The organism is Pirellulales bacterium, from assembly GCA_035546535.1.
Taxonomy (GTDB): domain Bacteria; phylum Planctomycetota; class Planctomycetia; order Pirellulales; family JACPPG01; genus JACPPG01.
In genome coordinates this window covers 1-17,238 of sequence record DASZWQ010000101.1, presented here as the reverse complement: position 1 = coordinate 17,238, position 17,238 = coordinate 1, and the positions used below count along the sequence as shown (strand labels likewise).

Genomic DNA, 17,238 nt, shown 5'->3' with positions numbered 1-17,238 from the left:
GAAACGCGCTGCGCTGCTTCAGGTCATCCATTCGCCAGACCCGAACTTTGCCATCCATGTGAACGGTCGCAAACTCATCCCCATTGGGAGACGCGCATACGGTATACATTCGCAGGTCGGTCTTATTCTGGACGGCCTCCTGGACGTCGAGCTCACGCTGCAACGCTCCAGTTCCAGCGTCCCACAACCTCACGATCGAGTCCCATCCGGCAGTAAGCAGCGTCTCACCATCGGCACTGAACGACAGACCGTAAATACTGTCGTGGTTCATTTCTGCCAGCTTGGCATTCTGCTCCACGTCCCAAATATGGGCGAGCGATTGCCGAAAGACGGCCACCGCGACACGCGTACCATCCGGCGAGAACTCAAGTGATTCAACGGTCGAATGCGGATCGCGACCTTTCGGCCACTGCCAATGACGAATTACCTTGTCGTCTTTCAATAGCCAAAGCACCGCGTGAATATCGTCGCCACCTGATCCGCCGCCGGCCAGGACCGTGCTGTCGGGAGAAAACTTCAATTGCGAGAATGCGATAGGCGGCAATCGTAATACTTTTTGCTCGGCGCCGGTCGCAGCATCGACCACGTGAATTCGGCTCGAGTCGTCTTGAAACGCAAGCAGTCGTCCGTCCGGCGATGCGGCTGTTGCGCCGGTCGTTTGAAAACCCTCGGGCAGAGGAACCTGTTTGCGCGTCGCCAGGTCCCAGCGGCGAACCGTTGCATCCCAGCCCGAGGAGTACAACATCTTGCTGTCGGCGGTAAAGGCGAGTGCCCAGGGCTTCCAGGCGTGGCCCACGAGTTTACCCGATTCTTCGCCTGTCTCCGCATCGAGCAAATAAATCCATTCGTCGTTACCCAGGGGAGCCCCGACGGCGATCGTCTTGCCATCGGGACTGAAGGCGACTGCGGACAGGTAATTTTCAGAGTTTCGTTTGGGCGGAATGACTCGCTCCCAGATTCGATCTCCGGTATCGACGGAATACATGCGCGCGGCAACGTCCCGCTCCGTTCCGACGATGCGTTTGCCGTCAGGGGAAAACGCCAGCCGCACGAGCCGCGACGTGAGTCCAATCTTCCGCACTTCCGTACCGGTCGTTACGTCGAATAGTCGGATGGCTTCTGGAGTGTCGCTCGTTACCACGGCCAGCAGTTTTTCGTCAGGAGAAAATCGCACAAAACTGAAGTGCCCGCCGAATTTCAGGCGATCGCCCGCATTCATGTCGAGTTTTTCTTTGGGCTCATTCTTGACCTGGAACAGAATTTCGCCGTCGCGGCGACAGACGGTCACTCCCAACAAGGAGCCGAGGGCAAAGATGTTCCCATCGGACGTGACATCGATGGCGACACAGCGTGAACTTTGTTGGTCGGGTTGATTGCCCACCTTGATGGGCAGCGTTTTGTGATCGCCCGAGGTCGCGTTCCAGGCGAGGACTTGTCCCGTCCGACTCAGCATGTAAAACGTCTGGCTGTCCTTCGCTGCGAATGCCAGGGAGCGGATTCCATAGGATGCGGCAATCCAATGGAAGCCCCCCTCGACGCCGCTCGATCGCCACAGCTCCTTGCCCGTGGCGGTATCCCAGGCAATTAGCTCATTACCTTGCGTAACGACGATTTTTTCGTCGGGAGACAGGGCCAACTCATCAACGCCCGATGGAGGCCGGAATCTTTGGATGCCGAAACGGAACAGGGCTTCGGCGGGCAGTGGATCACCAAATTGGTCAAGTTTCGCAGTTGCCGTTTTTGGAAGAGCATCCTCAGCCGTACTCGGATGGGCACACGCAACGAGCACGGGCGCAACGCAAATCAAATAAATCGCTGTGGACCTTCGGCTGTTGAGGCGTCGCATCGCAGAGTCTCCGGCCCGGACAAAGGATGAACGTCGAGTATATCGCTCGGCCGGGGGAAGAACGACCTTCCATGTGCCGGGCACCGGCAGGCTCTCCTTCGCGCTTGGCGGTAAACGGGCCGCCGATGATTCGGCCACGATTTTGATCAGCGGGCAGTCAGCAGCCTTCCTTTCGAATACCACCGGCGCCAATCAGTCCGCGCAGTTCAACATCATCGATTCGTACGCCGTGGTCCGCGGCCGGCACGGTCGCCGGCAGCGGTCGAGTTGAACTCAGCGGTCAATGGTTGAATTCCGGCGGTCCCGGCCGAAATTGCACTCCCCGACGGTCGGACCTCGCAAAGGAGCTAAAGAGCGGCAGACTTTGCGGACGATAGTGGCTGTATCGCGCATAGCGATTATTCCGGTTCTGCCGGTCTGCCAATATCTCCGGGGGGGGATGGGATGTTTACCAAGGCGACGATCGCCCTTTCTCTATGGGGCTTGCTGACTCCGCTAGCTTGGGCCGACCCGGCCACCTCGATCGCGGCGCGCGCGATAGCACGGGCACGTGATGCGGCGCCAATCGAAGAGCTGACACTCGAGCGGATCGACGAATCGACCGACGAGTCCGTCGATGCTTCAGCCGGCCGTGCGGATGATGATTCTGCCCAGGAACCGGCGCCAAAGCCGGCCAAAAAGCCGGTAAAAAAGCCTGCTAAGCAAACGTCGATCAAACCGACCTCCGCGGTCGATCGCGAACCGACCTCGTCTTTGGATCGCGAACCGGTTCGCATGCCGTCCGCCGCCAAATCTCGGCCCGTGTCTCTCGTCAAATCGGTCGACGAGCAACCGTTCGAGGAACCGGTCGCGGCGCCATTTGACGAGTCGGAAATGATCGGCACGCCCATGGCCGAGGAAGGGAACTTCGGTTGCAACAACGGATGTTGCGCGAACCCCGTGAATTGCTGCTTGACGCCGTGTACCGACTTCTTTCGTCAGCGCTGCTTCGTCTACGGCGAGTATCTCTGGATGAAATCGTTCGGTCCCGACATGGTGCACGCCACGCAGCAAAATGCGGCGCCCGCCGGTCAGGGGACCGTTCCGTTTGGCACGGCGCAGAATCTTATCCAGCCGTGGGGGCCGGCGTTCCGCGTGGGAGGTGGCTACGCGTTTAACAACTGCTCGTCGATCTCGGTCAACTACATGCAGTTCTTCAGCAACGTTTCCGATACGATCGGCCTGCCCGGGGGCACGACCTTTGGAAGCGTCGTGTCGTCGGTGCTGACGCCCGGCACGGTCAACTCGGGCACGACGTTCTCGCGCATCGAAGCGGTCTCGTCGGTGAATTTCCGCCTGGCCGACCTGATGTACAACCGGCTGATTTTCGGAACGCCAAACGCTTACATGAATTGGAGCGCAGGTCTCCGGTATGGGCATCTGCACCAGAATTTCGAGCAGAACGCCGAATTCGCGCAACCCAATAATCCGCAGTTCACCACGTCCAGCATCAACTTCGACGGCGTTGGCCCACGGATTGGTCTCGATGGCCGTCGCCGACTCGGTGCAACATGCTTTTCCGCGTACGGACAAGGCTCGATCAGCACGTTGTTCGGCGACACCGTGACCGGCTATAGCCAGACCGACACGCTTACGACCGCGCTTTTGGCAAGCAGCAATTGGCAAAGCTTTCGCGTCGTGCCGGTGCTGGATTTCGAACTGGGACTCTCGTGGACCAGTTGCGGCGGACACCTGAGGGTCGGTGGCGGGTATTACACTGCGTTCTGGTTCAACGCGATCACCACGCCGCAGTACATCTCGGCCGTCCAGAGCAATAACTTCGTCAGCCTGGGCGACACGGTCACGTTTACCGGGGCCGTCCTTCACGTCGAAGCGCGATTCTAGAGCGCCGCCTGAAACGCGGCCCGGTCACAGCCAGTGGCCGCGCCATTATCTATATGTATTGTGGCCGCGCGGCGGGGCGTTCATTGCTCCGTGACCGGACCGCGATACCCGGGGATCTCTCGCCCGAAGCCGACGACGGTTCTTTCGCGGCGAGCCACATTCGAAGGTCGGTCGCCGCGACTCCCCCGCCTGCTTCGCCTGTAACACAAGCGGCGGCAGGGCAGCTTATCTCCGAAATGGGCGCGGCGCAGACCTTCGCCGGGGCTCGACCTCAGCCGTCGCAAGCCCCCTCGGGCAAGTCGTAACTGGTCCCCGCAGGTTGACTTACGCCGCGCCGCGCGATACCGTCCTACCTAAACTACCTGTTTTTACTTTTCGGGAAGTTCGTTAAATCTTCCCGGAGGCTCGTGCGGGGGGAGCTCACGATGGCTTTTTCACATCTTTATCGGCAGGCTAATAAATCGGCAGTCCGTTCGCGGCGTCGCGCGGCTCGCCGCCCTCTTACGAATCTGCATGGATTGCGAGGACTCGAAGCTCTCGAATCGCGGGTGATGCTGAGCATCTCGCCCGCCCTGCAAGTCAACGGCGACCAGGATTTCGCCGGCGAGAACGACACCATCGTGCTGATGCGGGATTCGTCCGACACTTCGAAGTTGGACGTAACGGTCAACGGCACGTCTTCGCAAGTGAAGCTGTCGGACTTTTCACAGATCAACGTCAACGGCCTCGGCGGCAATGACACGTTGATCGTCGATTCATCGCACGGCTTGATCCCGTTGTCGATCAACTATGACGGCGGCACGGGGTTCAACACGCTCAAGCTCGCACAAACCGCTGGCGACACCCAGACCACTGACAACTACAGCGTCGGGCCGAACAACGGGCAAGGGACCAGCCTGATCACAGGTCCCAGCGGCACTCAGTCGGTGTTCTTTCAGAACCTGACCCCCGTGCTCGACGTGGTTCCGTCGGCCACGTTGACTGTCAATGCGACGCCCTCGAACAATGCCATCAATTACACCAACGGCACCGTCGATCCGGCCAACGACGGCGAAGTGACGATCGACAACCAGGAATCGATCGAGTTTTCGAACAAAACGAATCTGACGATCAACGCCCTGGCCGGCGACGACGTCATCAACCTGAACTACCAGCCGCAGAGTCTGCCCGCGGCCCCCTTCAAGCCCACAGGTTTGACGAGCATCACCGTCAACGCCGGTGATCCCACGGCCAGCGACACCCTGACCGTGAACGGCGTCGCCGGGGCGCTCGACGATCTGATCGTAACGCCGACCGGCACCGGCGCCGGCTCGATCGCCGAAGGCACGCATGCCGACGCGAGCGCCACGGCCAGCTTCGTGCCCGTCACGTTTTCCAAGACCGAGAATTTGAACCTTGTCGGACAAACCGAGGACGGCGATGGTTTCGAAGAAACAGACAGCGGCGCAGGCGCCACGTTCGAAATTGCGCCCGGCTCGAGTCCTTATTCCGGCAGCGTGACGGGCTTTCTCGCCGCCGGCCAGGCGGGGCATCCGCCCTTCACCTTCGTACCGATCACGTATGCAGGATTTCAGGGCTTCGGCATCTTGCCCTCCTCGCCGGCAACCGGCACAGATACCGTGCTCGTTGACGGAACGTCGGGCGACGACACCTTCTTGTATTCTCAGCAAACCGTGGGGGGCATCAGCGGCCCGGCCGTGCAACTTTCCACGGCCAGTTTGATCCCGCAAGCCACGTTGTTCGTCGGCGCCGCGGCTTCGGTCAAGTTCCGCGGCTTGGGCGGCAACGACTCTTACAACTTCGATCTCACGACCCCGCTCATGAATATCGCTGCGGGTACGACGGTTACCGTGCAGGGGAACGGGCCGGGCACGAACAGCGTCATCAATTACACGCACCAGGCCGGCGGCGAAAAGACGCAAATCGATTTGGGTCTGAGCCAGATCACGGATACGACCGTCGGAACCGTCATTCCCACCGTGAAATTCAGCGGAATTTCGGCGATCAACGACGCGGGGCATGGCGTCGCCGGCGACAATCTCACCATTCTCGGAACGGGCAACGATAACCTCACCTATTCGCCGATCAACGAAGGCGGGCTGATCAGCGAGTCCGGCATCGTCACCAGCAGTGCCGCGGCCACGCCGGCGATCAATTTTGCTTCCATCGCGGGGACTTTCACCCTCGGCAAGACGAAACAAGCTTTGGTGAACGGCACTACGGACAGCGACAACTTCGTCGTTACCGAAGGCGTGACGAGCACCGTCGCCATTACGACCAACGGGACGAATCTGGAACCGGTCACGATTGCCTCGACCGTCAGCTCGCTCGCCCTGGCAGGCCTGTCAGGGGACGATACATTCGTCGTCAACCCCTCCCTCGCAGGCGGCGGGTTGCCCTTGAGCATCGACGGCGGGGATCCGAACGCCAGCGACACCTTAGTGGTCAATGCGGCGTTGGCCGCCGACTTCGTCGTCGTCAACAAAGGACGCATCTTGGACACGGGCGTGGTGCGCGTTTATCAAAACGCTGTCGCCATGCCGGATATCTCGTACAAGAACGTCGAAATCGTCTCCCCCAACGTCGCCACCGGCGCCGACGGCCAGCCGCAGTTGCTGGACATGGGGCCGGATCTGTACGAGCCGAATGAGTCGATCGCCAACGCTGCCTTCCTGGGATCCGGATCGACATTGCAGATTCAGAATGCGTCGATCTTTCCCAATTCGAGCTCGAATCCGCCGGCCCCCGCGGATCAGGACTACTATCGCGTCGTAGCCCAACAGACCGGCACGCTCGACTTTCAGGTCTATTTCAAGAATTTTTCGACCGCGCTGTTGCCGGGCGGAGGGCAGTTGGAGGCCCAGGTCGTCGACGGGAATGGCAACATCCTCGGCGACGCGGCCGTAACGACGGAATTCGGATCGGGCCTGCCCGCCACGGGCAACGCGCGGGTGCGGATCCCCGTCGTGGCCGGGCAGACGTACTACCTGCACGTATTCGGAGCCACGGGCGAAGGCGCAAGCTCGGTCGTCGTCAACGCCTACAACGCCACGATCATCAACACGCCGGCGCCGACTCCGTTCAACGTGGAACTCTCGCGCAATAACGGAACCGGCGACCTGCCGACCAATGCGCCGCAGGACGACACCGGACGTTCGCAATTCGACAATGTGACGAACAACAATCAACCGCTTATCTATATCAGGCTGGACGACGGGATCTTTACCAACGATTTGCCGGGCAATGTCATCAACGGCGCGCCGACTCCCGGCTCGCCGCCGATTGGCAAGATTCCGATTCCCTATTCCGACGGCACCACGGCCGGCTATCGCGTCGCCTTGTTCGACACGACGACACCGGGCGCAACGCCAAACCTGATCGGCTTTGCCATCCCCGCGCCCGATCCCGCCAACCCCGGACAAGTCCTGCCCGGGCTGTATCAAATCGATCTCTCGACCTTGGCCCCTGCGGTGACACTGGCTGACGGGTTGCACGGCCTGACGGCCGAGGTGCAGATGATCGATCCGCAGGTCTCGGCGCCTAAGACTCCTTCCGAAACCGGCTTCGGGGCGAATAGCGCCACGCTGAATATCACGGTCGACACCGTGATTCCCCCGGCGCGCTTCGGCATCGTCTCGCCTACGGGAACAAGCACCGGGCTGGCTCCGACAAGTGACTCAGGCGCGCTGGGAACGACCGATTCGTTCACCACGGCCGATCGGATCACGAACGTAACGGCGCCGACGTTTTATGGCACCGCCGAGGCCAACGCGATCATCAAGCTCTTCGTGCTCGATAGCACCGGCAGTCCGGTGCTGATCGGCCAGACGACCGCCGTGCCCATCGACGGAACCAACGCCGATCCAAACGGACAGTGGACGATCACCTCGACGGTGAATCTCAACGATCCGAAGTTCTTCAGTCAGTACGATGGCCTGCGCCACCTGTTCATCACGGCCGAGGATCTGGCGGGCAACATCAACGACGGCAGCAACTCCGAGAACACTAATCTGCAGCTCAATATCTTCCTCGACACGCAAGGGCCGCAGATCGCGCCTCCTCCGAGTTCGCCAACGACGCCGCCCATTCAGATCATCACGACCGGTGACGTGGCATCCAACTACAACATCTTCGGCCTGAAGCCGGCCAATGCTCCGAATGGCCCGACACCGCTTGTCGATGCGTTGACGATCCACATCGTCGATAATCCCAACCGGGATCCGGCCGATTTCCCCAACGATCCGGCCATCCTGGCCGACATTGCGGAAACACCTGGCCAATTTCAACTGGTCGGGGACGCTAACGGTGTGATCTCGATCAGCCAGATCATCGTCACGACCGATCCGATCGTGAACGGACAGCCGGCCACCGCGACAGTGAAGCTGGTCTTTGCTCAACCGCTGCCCGACGATCGCTTCACGCTGACGATCAAGGACTCAGGCCTTGTCGATCCGGCGGGCAACAAGCTCGACGGCGAGAGTAATGCTATCGAGCCCAACGGCGCACCGATCTTCCCGTCGGGCGACGGTCAGCCCGGCGGCAATTTCGTGGCGCGATTCACCGTCGATAGCCGACCGGAAATCGGCACCTACGCCGCCGGCAGCGTCTATGTCGATGCCAACGGCAACAACACCTGGGACCCGACGAACACCGACGCCACGAATCGCGACCTGACGTTCACCTTGGGCGTGGCGCCGGCGCTGCAGGGAACAATCTCGCCCATGGGCATACACGACGCGGTGTTCGCCGGCGATTTCTTGCCGCAGCGATTGATCGGCGTCAAAGGACCCATCGCCGGTCAATCGAAAGTCGGTTTCGATGAACTGGCCGCCTACGGATACGACCCGATTCTCGGTGCCTTCCGTTGGCTGATCGATACGAATTCCGACGGCGTGATCGACCCGAGCCAGGGGGATTTCGCCACGATTCAGCCCGCCGGTTTTCAGATCAACGGCGAACCTGTTGCGGCAAACTTCGACGGAGTACCGGCCGACGGCGATCAAATCGGCTTGTTCAACGGCACCACGTGGTATCTCGATACTTCGAATCATCACGTGATCGACGGAAGCGCCACGGTCGTGCAGAGCCAATTGCGCGGGGCGCCCGTGGTAGGTGACTTCAACGGTGATGGTATTGCTGACCTGGCGACGTATCTCAACGGACGGTTCCAAATCAATTTCGGCCATCTCTCGGGCGGCAAACCTGCCTGGAGCGGAACGATCGATGCGACGATCAACTTTGGTTTCGCGGGCGTCGGCGGTGTGCCTGTCGCTGCCGATATGAATCAGGATGGCCGCACCGACCTGGGACTGTACCAGCCGCGAACGAGCGGTTCGAGCGTGCAGAATGGCGAGTGGTACTGGTTGATCTCGAACAATCCGACGGCCGCCAATCCCACGGGCCTGGATCATCCTTTCAGTCCCGCGCCACTGGGTTCGGACATTTTCGCGCAATTTGGCGCGCAGACCGCGCTACCGATCGTCGGCAATTTTGATCCGCCGATTCAGGCCGCCACGCCGGCGACGACGAATTTAGGAACGCTGGCTGGCACGATCATGGCGACCGGCCAAAACGTTCAGGGGCAGCAGTGGTACAGCTTCACCGCCTCGCAGAGTCATTCGGTCAACGTGACCGCGGCCGCCGGCGGGGCGACTTCGCCGCTCGAACTCAGTCTATACGACGCCAATATGAACCTGCTTGGCACCGGTACGGTGACCACCGCGGGGCAGGTGCAGCTCAACAGCACTCTTTCCGCCAATACGCAGTACCTGGTGCGCGTCACTGGCCAAAGCAGCGCGGTCAGCTTGAATATTTCGACCGCGTCGCAATCGCCGAGCGCCACGAGCACCTACGACATCAATGGCGACGGATATTTCAACCTCAGTGACGTCGTTTCCCTGGTTAACCAATACAACCAGGGTGGCCCGGGGAGTTTACAGAATGCATCGCTCGCGTCTTCCGGGATCAGCCTCGACATCAATGGCGACGGTTTCTTCAACTTGGGAGACATCGTTGCCGAGGTCAACTACTACAACTCCCATGGCCCCGGACCAGTAACGACTCAGGCGGTTGCGTCTCAGCAAGTCACGTCTCATCAAGCCGTCGTGGCGCCTGCTGCCGCGTCAACGGCCGCGGTTGCATCATCGACCACTTCATCCGGCAGCTCGCTAGCCGCCGCGGCGACCGATTCGGTCTTTGCCTCGGGCTTGTCGGACTCTCTGGTCGCTCCGCTCAATGACACGGCCGATTGGTCGGTTGGTTCCGTCACCCAGGCGTCGGTGGCCGCACAGTCTCGTGCTGCGACCGGAGTGAGCAGTGGCGCCGCGACAATAAGCGCGAGCCAGCCCGGCAGCAGCTCGACCGCCCGCGCTTCGGTGTTTGCGGCGCACGGGCAAGATTCCGACTTGCTCGATCCGTCGGACGACGACCTGGCGCTCAACTGACCGCGGCCCCGGACGCCGAGAGCACGATTTCTTTTTCGGCAGTCACATCGTCGACAATTGCACCCGACCTCCGCGTTACCGGTTTAGGGTCGCGGCGCAAGAACTCGGGTGCCGCCGCGACCGGTTGAAACCTTTATTGGAGCGTTCGGTCCAAGGAGTTGAAAAACGCAGGACGCCGACTCGAGGATCGTTTGTAGCCAATTTGTGAGCTGCTGATTGTCGAGGATGTCCACGAAGAGCCGCCAAACGAACGAAGTACGGAAACGCACTCTCCGATCCTCTACTTCGCTGCGACGATTTCCAGCTCGACCAGAAACTCCGGTTTAAACAGTTGCGGAATGACGAGCAGCATGGAGGCCGGACGATGCTCGCCGAGGAATCGCGCGCGGACCTTCCCATAGTCCGGGATGTCTTCGGCGCGCGTCAGGTATTGGGTCACGGTGACGAGGTCAGCCAACCCCATGTCGGCTTTCGCCAACAGGTCGATCATGTGTTTCCACGCAATCTCCGCCTGGCCTGTGATGTCGGAGGGAAGGTCGCCGCCGGTGGCGAGCCCGGGAGTACCTGATGAGAACAACCACCGCACATTGCCTCGAACCTCGATCGAGTCACTATAGGCGGCAATTTGTTTAGCGACGCCGATATCGTGGATAGTGTGAGACATTGTTAATCCTCACGATGTCAAAAATGAGGCGTTCGAGGTGCTCCCTGTACTCGCGTGGGGTTTCGATGACAAACGTTTTGGGACCATGGCGCCGCCATGATCAAAGCAGCGTAAAAGTGGCTGACGACAAGGTCTCGGTCGAGCCACTGGAATACGAAGAAGACCTTGTGCCGACATCGCCCCCTGCCGGCCGGAGCGAGGCGAGCAGGAACGCCGCGGCCGCCGCCGACCACACCGAATACGAGAGCGGCGGCTCGAATCCGAGGGCAGCCGTCATCGTCACCGCGAACACCAGTAAGAGGATCCCGGTAGCGAGCGCGACCGCCCGCAGACGGAAACCTGCCAACAGGCCGAGGGCCAGCACGACCTCGAGTACCGTCGACACCCACCCGGCGACCGGCACCAAACCGGCTGGCAGAAACCAGAGGAGCGTGCCGGTGTAAGCAAGAAACGAAGCGAACCCGCCCCAGCTCACTCCCGGTGTGTCGGCAGGTCCCCACAGGCCGAAGCGGTCGGCCACCGCGGAGAGGAACCCGGCCGCCAGGGCGAACCGCAGAAAAACGGCCGCAAGTTCCGTCGGACGGAGGCGACGCCACATGGCTAACTTTTCTTCCTTCGCAGGTTCGGGGATCTGGTTTTGCGCCTTACGCCCGACTACGTCGCACCTGTACCGTCGACCACGCTCAGCACGACCTTGCCGTGCTGAGGTTTGTGCTGATATGCCTGCCGCGCCTCGGCGATCGGGAACACGGCGCCAACGACCGGGCGGAGCGCGCCGGTCTCGATCAGTCGTCCGATTTCGGCCAGTTGCGTCCGGTTCGGCTCGACGATGAAGTATGCGGCACGGTTGCGCTCGTTGGGCGTCGCCGAATCGGCGACCGTCACCAGCCTGCCGCCCGGCTTGAGTACGCCCCAGGACCTGTCCAACATCTCGCCGCCCGCCGCGTCGAAGACTACGTCCACGTCCCCGACGATGTCCTCGAACCGCTGAGCGCGATAGTCGATCACCTCGTCGGCGCCGAGGCCACGCACGAAGTCGAGGTTGGCTGCCGAAGCCGTGCCGGTCACGTGCGCATCACGCCAGCGGGCGAGTTGCACCGCAAAGATGCCGACGCCCCCGGCCGCGCCGTGGATCAGCACGTGCTGGCCTGCAGTGAGACCGGCGCGCTCAATCAACCCCTGCCATGCCGTCAGAGCGGAAATCGGTGCGGCGGCTGCGTGAACGTGATCGACGCTCGCCGGCTTGCGGGCGAGATCGGCGACGGGCGCCGCACAATACTCGGCGTAGGCGCCGTTACTGTGCCAGTCATTGAGTCCGTAAACCAGATCTCCCACGCCGACATTTTTCACGCCGGCCCCCAGGGCCGTGATCTCGCCGGAGAATTCGTGACCGGGAATGACCGGCCACGGGCGAGGCCCTCCCGCTGACGTGGTCCAAGTCTGATCCCAGCCGAGTTCCGTGTGCATGACGCCAGCGGCATGGACGCGCACAAGCACCTCGCCCTCCCCGGGACGGGGCTGCGGCGACTCCTCGTAGGCGAACTTTTCGGGACCACCGCGGGCGCGTAGACAAATGGCTTTCATGCCTCACCTCCGATCACCTGTTGGCAGGCGGCGGCGGCCGCTGACAGATCGGCGGGCGTTCGGCCAACAGGCATTTCACTCTCAACGGGTCGTATCCTGTTTTTTCAGAATCGAATAACCACGGGTGTAGATCCAGTCGTCTTCCTTGGCGGGAATATGGCAGGTCAAACAATCCGTCTTGAAGTCAGTCGCCACGTTATGCGCTGGCTCATTCGCTTTGAACAAAGCCCAACCCCACCCCTTGCCCCACAGAGGGTTGTCGGGGAACCGCCCTTTGGAATCTTTGATCATCACGAACCAGACCTTGTCGTCGGTGGACCAGGTCGACTGCCCCGTTGTGAGCTTGTCCGCCCTGACGTTCGTGATTTCCTTCACCAGAACGGCGCCGTCAGGAAACTTCCCATTTTGTTCGAACGACTTGATAGCATCCAGTTGCGCGTAAACGTTGTGCATTTCGTGAACTGGTGCGTTCGCCTCCTTGGCGACAGCCCACGTTCCCAGATGGCGAAACGTTTCGCGATAGTCGGTCGGCCGCGCAATGCTGCCGTCTTTGCCGACGTACGGCGAAAACGTGTCGGTGGCTTGGGCAGAACGATCCGCCGCGTGGGATGCGTTCTTCGGAGAACACACGATGATCGCGATGGGTATCGTCGCTACCGCAAGGCAAGCAGCAGCGAATCGCCCGAAGAGCTTGGTGTCCATGAAATGCCTTTCCGACCTTGTCGAAGCAGCGCAAGGATCCGTTCATCTCATTTCGTGTGCGGGGCCGCGGCGCGCAAAACGGGATAGTACTGAGTGAATATATGATCCATCTTGGCGCTGGTCTGGTGGCAGGTATTGCACGAGGCTGTGTCTTGCAGGGCGGCTTCCTTTTTGAGCGGATACTTATGGCCGAAGGTGAAGTAGCCCCATTTCCCTGGTTCGTCTGTGAATCGCTTGGAGTCCTTAATCGCTGTTTCCAATCCGGTAAAGTCGCCCATGAAGTACCCTTTGCCACTGGCCGCCTCCTTGGCGCCGACGAGGACAAGCTCCTTGATGATGACGGTCCCATCGCGAAACTGCCCGGTCTTTTCGAAGTGGTCAAAGCTTTCGGGATCGATGTAGACCGCATGAAACTCGGGAAAGGCAGCTTCGCCGCCGTTGAGGTCGTTGGGGGTTAGCGGCGTGCCAACGTAGACCCACGTGCGATAGCCTTCCGGCCGTTTGAGTTTGCCGTCGGCCGTGAACGCGACTCGCGCCGTCGGTTCGACCGGCGCCGCGACGGCTCGTGTCCGCCAATACAAAAGCCCGGCCGCTACGAGCAATAGAGCGACGGTTGCCATCAACACCGACTGTCTGGATCGATACATAGCGCACCAGAGCAGCGTTTGACAAGGTCAGGAAAACGGAAACCTTTACGCGCTGGAATGCCCCGAATCGTTACCCACACACGATTTCTCGCTGCCACCGTCAGGCCAATTGACGCCAGGAATCGGAACCGACCAAAGTGATCTCAGAGTGATCTCGGAGGTGGCGTATCCAGACGTCGCGCCATTTTCCCGCGCATCTGAAGTCTGAACATTCGCAGAAGTTTCATCGGTTCTGCCTGGCGTTCCGTGCGAGGGTTCGTGGGCTGCAAATCGAGTGCCGGCCCAGGATCGCGCACGTGGCGCAGCCAATTGTGACTACCGCGGCACCAAAATGTGACGTGGCATGCGCGACTAGGCCGTCGTTGCTCCGCGAGCCGGATGCGATCGGCCTGGTCTGCAAAACGCCAAGGGGGTTGGTGAGCGCTCACCTGCGATCAAATTCGACCGGGCGCGCATTTCGGACGGTAACAACCTGGCGCCGCCCTTTTGTTTTGATGTGCCGCTCGCCGCATGGCCTTTCCGGAACTTCTGGCAGTTCACGCCTTGCAGCCTCGGTCACGCCGGCGGCGGAGAGCTTCGCCATGGAAAATGCGAACGATGCGCCACGTCATTCGTTCGATGGCCCGGCTGCTGGCGGAGCGAGCTGCTTGGGCGGCTCCGTCGGTCGGGCCGCGGGGGCGGCGCCGATCCGCGCGCCTGCTTCGAAGTCGCGCAAAGCCTGATCGGCAAGCGCCCGTTCCATGGCGCGCTGCCGCTCGCGATCGTCGGCCCCTTCGCCGGACAGATCGCCGGCGACGCGCACCTTGGCCTTGTTCAAGCTGATTTTGTCGTGTACGAACTGCTCGATCTGGCCGAAATCGGTCGTCGCGTCGATGTTGAAACTCGTGGTCAGCTTGGCCATTTCGGCTTCGGCCTTGGTCATTTTCAATTCGGCGTCGTATTTCGCGATTTGTTCGCGAACCTGGCTCAGCTTCGCGCCGGCCTGCTTGATCTTGGCCAGATTGTTCTCGTAAGCCGCTTCGTGCAGTTGTACCTGCTCTTCGTTCTCCGCCAGCTCTTCCTGAGCCTTGCGCAGTTCGAGAGCAAAGCGGCCGGCGGTTTCCCGGTCGTTGGCCGCCAGGTAGGCACGAACTTTGCTTTCCAGATCGCGGATATGGGTTCGCTCGTTCGCGATCTGCCGCCACACGCGCTCGACCAGCGCCCGGTACTGCTCTAAGCCCTCGCGCCCCTCCTTGAGCTGGACGACGGCAAGATCGTACTCGTATTGCATCTGGGCAATGGGATCCGCCGTCCAGAGGAAATTGGCGGCCTTATTCGCAAAGCCCTGCAAAGAGCGCCACACTTTTCGTCCGATCATCTTCGCCTCGTCCCTTGGAAATTCGATTGCCAGACTGGGTCGTGCCCTTATTTCTTCGTGCCGGCATTGGTCGAGGCCGGTTTCACTTCGGCTCCGGCGCGGGCCGGTTGCGGCTTGCTCTCTTGCTTCGTTTCCGCTCCCGCCCCCAGCGGCAAGAAGAGATTGGCATTCTTGCCATCCAGGTTCGTCCACAGCGTCCCGGGACCGCTTTGGAACAATCGCAAGGACATCTCGGGGTTCAACTGGTCGGCGAGCGAATACCGCAGAAACGCCGCGCCGTCATTATGAAAAGCTTCCATTTTCAGTTGGAACAAGCTGCTTTTGGCCGTCTCCCGCATCTTGGTCACACCCGCCTCGGCTTCGCCCAGCGTCTGGGTGCGCTGGGCCTCGAGCGCCGCGATCTGGGCGCCATATTCCGCTTTCAATTTCTCGACTTCCGCCTCGGTGCGCGTCACGATGTTCTCCACTTCGCGGTCGATGCCGGCCACGATCAGTTTCGTCTGCGCGTCGACTTCCGCGACTTTCTGCTGGATCATCTGTTGCTCGCGTTCGACGTCCGCCTCGCTTTGGGCAGTGGCCTCTTTGGCCTTATTCGTGACCTGCGTCTCGGCCGCGATCTGCTTGTCGCGAATCGGCTTCAGGTAGGTCTCGGGAATCACGATATTGCGGATGAAGGCCGAATGGACGGTGACGTTCTTTTCTGCCCCCACGCGCGTCAGCTCCACCGCGAATTCATCCTGGAATTTCTCGCGCTGCGTTCCCTCGAGAAAATCCTGCACGCCGTAACTGATGCCCTTGTCGCGGCCGATGGCGTGGGCCTGCACGTCGATGACGTTTCGCTCGACGTTGAACCGCGAACCATATTCGGCGACAAGCTCCGGCATATCTTGCGGCAAGATTTCCCATTCGATCGTGCAATCCATGCTGATCGGCAAGCCACCTTTGGAAATGAACGTGACCGCCGTGCTTTGTCGAGGGTCTTTATCGTAACGAAACGAGGTCTGAAAGATGCCGACTTCCGTCTTCAGCACTTCGTATTCTTTGGGATTGATGTAATACAGCCCCGGCTGCAATACCTCGCGCAGAATTCCCTTTTCATCAGGGCCTTCGGCAAAGCGTCCCTTGCCTTCGGCGCCCAGCAACCGCCGCAGCACGCCGACGAATCCCGCCGGAATATCGGTGGCATCGACAAGCTGCAAATCGTAGCCGTGCAGATTCAGGCGGTACGTGCCCGGCAGCAGCACCTGGCGTTGAATGCCCTGTTCGCCGGGTTCGGCTAGCACTCGCCCCGCGGGAAGCGGTTTCCCGCCGCGGGCCGTGACGACCCCGACCTTGCCCGGCGGGACGATCGTGTTTTTTTCGAGCTGCGTGGCGAACACGACCGGCATGACGAAGTGCCAGCCTTCTCCCTTCACTTCGCGGAGAATCCCTTTTTGCCCGTGCTCGGCCAAGACCTGCCCGGCGGGAAGCGCCGCGCCTTCCTTCGAAATGATCACCAGGTGTTGCCCCGGCGGAACATAGACGAAGAACTCGTTCCAGGTCATCAACAGCGCGATCAGAATGCCCAGGGCGAGAACGCCCCAGATGATCAGACGCCGTCGCCAGTAGCGAAGGCCGGCCTGCGTACGAAAAGTTTCAAAAGCCTGGGTCATTGGATCATGTTCCTGGCGCGCAAAGCGCCGTTTGGTCGAACACCCATCACGGTCCGTTCCGTTCCGCAGTTGCCGGCACCGGCGCATCGGTGGTCACGGGCGCGTTCGCCGTCGAAGATGCGGGAACGGTCACGGCCGGTCGATCGCCGCTGGAAACGGTTTGCGAGAGATAGCTGGCAAACAGCTTGCCGAAGTCGCTCTCGTCGGAAACGAAGATCTCCTTCAGCGCCGGCGCCAGCTTCAGCAAAATCTGGTATTGCGCCAGGTTCTGAACATTGCCGAACCCGGCCACCGCCGTGCGGATGCCTGCCACCTCGGCCTCGTTTTCCAATTGAATCACCGCCGCTTCCGCATTGCCCCGGGCCAAGGTGGCTTCGGCCTGTTTCTTGGCGGCGTCGAGCTTCAGTTGCGCGTTCGCTAGCTCTTGCGTCAGGCGTGCCTTTTCCACTTGCTTGAGCT

Annotated in this window: 12 protein-coding genes; 3 read left to right on the top strand and 9 right to left on the bottom strand. The window is 60.8% G+C overall.

From position 1 onward, the window contains the following. Positions 1–1,636: WD40 repeat domain-containing protein (locus VHD36_12870; GenBank protein HVU88204.1), on the bottom strand; the 1,636-nt coding region annotated here is incomplete at its 3' end. A 283-nt stretch (positions 1,637–1,919) separates the two neighbouring features. Here VHD36_12870 and VHD36_12865 point away from each other — a divergent pair. From VHD36_12865 to VHD36_12855, 3 genes are all read left to right on the top strand, one after another. After that, complete coding sequence (locus VHD36_12865) at positions 1,920–2,117, top strand: hypothetical protein (protein HVU88203.1); 198 nt, start codon at positions 1,920–1,922, stop codon at positions 2,115–2,117. Positions 2,118–2,290: 173 nt separating this feature from the next. Further along, a complete protein-coding gene (locus VHD36_12860; GenBank protein ID HVU88202.1) occupies positions 2,291–3,730 on the top strand; it encodes an Lpg1974 family pore-forming outer membrane protein in 1,440 nt (479 codons plus the stop codon). A 551-nt stretch (positions 3,731–4,281) separates the two neighbouring features. After that, positions 4,282–10,173 (top strand): Ig-like domain-containing protein, encoded by a 5,892-nt coding sequence (locus VHD36_12855; protein HVU88201.1) that lies wholly within the window; start codon positions 4,282–4,284, stop codon positions 10,171–10,173. A 280-nt stretch (positions 10,174–10,453) separates the two neighbouring features. Here the strand turns inward: VHD36_12855 and VHD36_12850 are convergent, their stop codons facing one another. The 8 genes from VHD36_12850 to VHD36_12815 form a co-directional block, all read right to left on the bottom strand. Further along, on the bottom strand, positions 10,454–10,837 hold the full coding sequence (locus tag VHD36_12850; GenBank protein HVU88200.1) for a Rid family hydrolase: 384 nt from the start codon (positions 10,835–10,837) through the stop codon (positions 10,454–10,456). A 100-nt stretch (positions 10,838–10,937) separates the two neighbouring features. Further along, the gene (locus VHD36_12845) at positions 10,938–11,435 is read right to left on the bottom strand and encodes a DoxX family protein (GenBank protein HVU88199.1); all 498 of its coding nucleotides are present in this window, start codon (positions 11,433–11,435) and stop codon (positions 10,938–10,940) included. A 56-nt stretch (positions 11,436–11,491) separates the two neighbouring features. Next, the gene (locus VHD36_12840) at positions 11,492–12,328 is read right to left on the bottom strand and encodes an NADP-dependent oxidoreductase (GenBank protein ID HVU88198.1); all 837 of its coding nucleotides are present in this window, start codon (positions 12,326–12,328) and stop codon (positions 11,492–11,494) included. A gap of 174 nt (positions 12,329–12,502) precedes the next feature. Continuing rightward, positions 12,503–13,123: a cytochrome P460 family protein gene (locus VHD36_12835; protein ID HVU88197.1), complete on the bottom strand. Its 621-nt coding sequence runs from the start codon at positions 13,121–13,123 to the stop codon at positions 12,503–12,505. Between the two features lie 47 nt (positions 13,124–13,170). Next, positions 13,171–13,743, bottom strand: coding sequence for a cytochrome P460 family protein (locus VHD36_12830; protein HVU88196.1), 573 nt, complete (start codon positions 13,741–13,743; stop codon positions 13,171–13,173). A gap of 634 nt (positions 13,744–14,377) precedes the next feature. Further along, positions 14,378–15,127, bottom strand: a complete 750-nt coding sequence (locus VHD36_12825; protein HVU88195.1) for a PspA/IM30 family protein — start codon at positions 15,125–15,127, stop codon at positions 14,378–14,380. A 47-nt stretch (positions 15,128–15,174) separates the two neighbouring features. After that, positions 15,175–16,779 carry an SPFH domain-containing protein gene (locus tag VHD36_12820; protein ID HVU88194.1) on the bottom strand — a complete coding sequence of 535 codons (1,605 nt, stop codon included), beginning with the start codon at positions 16,777–16,779 and terminating at the stop codon, positions 15,175–15,177. 46 nt (positions 16,780–16,825) lie between these two features. Further along, a partial coding sequence (locus tag VHD36_12815) for a hypothetical protein (protein ID HVU88193.1) occupies positions 16,826–17,238 on the bottom strand: 413 nt, incomplete at its 5' end.

What these genes read in the sequence shown, in the direction of transcription:
- VHD36_12845 (HVU88199.1), bottom strand. Translation starts at nt 11,435, where the DNA reads ATGTGGCGTCGCCTCCGTCCGACGGAACTTGCGGCCGTTTTTCTGCGG.
- VHD36_12820 (HVU88194.1), bottom strand. Translation starts at nt 16,779, where the DNA reads ATGACCCAGGCTTTTGAAACTTTTCGTACGCAGGCCGGCCTTCGCTAC.
- VHD36_12855 (HVU88201.1), top strand. Translation starts at nt 4,282, where the DNA reads ATGCTGAGCATCTCGCCCGCCCTGCAAGTCAACGGCGACCAGGATTTC.
- VHD36_12860 (HVU88202.1), top strand. Translation starts at nt 2,291, where the DNA reads ATGTTTACCAAGGCGACGATCGCCCTTTCTCTATGGGGCTTGCTGACT.
- VHD36_12850 (HVU88200.1), bottom strand. Translation starts at nt 10,837, where the DNA reads ATGTCTCACACTATCCACGATATCGGCGTCGCTAAACAAATTGCCGCC.
- VHD36_12825 (HVU88195.1), bottom strand. Translation starts at nt 15,127, where the DNA reads ATGATCGGACGAAAAGTGTGGCGCTCTTTGCAGGGCTTTGCGAATAAG.
- VHD36_12830 (HVU88196.1), bottom strand. Translation starts at nt 13,743, where the DNA reads ATGGCAACCGTCGCTCTATTGCTCGTAGCGGCCGGGCTTTTGTATTGG.
- VHD36_12835 (HVU88197.1), bottom strand. Translation starts at nt 13,123, where the DNA reads ATGGACACCAAGCTCTTCGGGCGATTCGCTGCTGCTTGCCTTGCGGTA.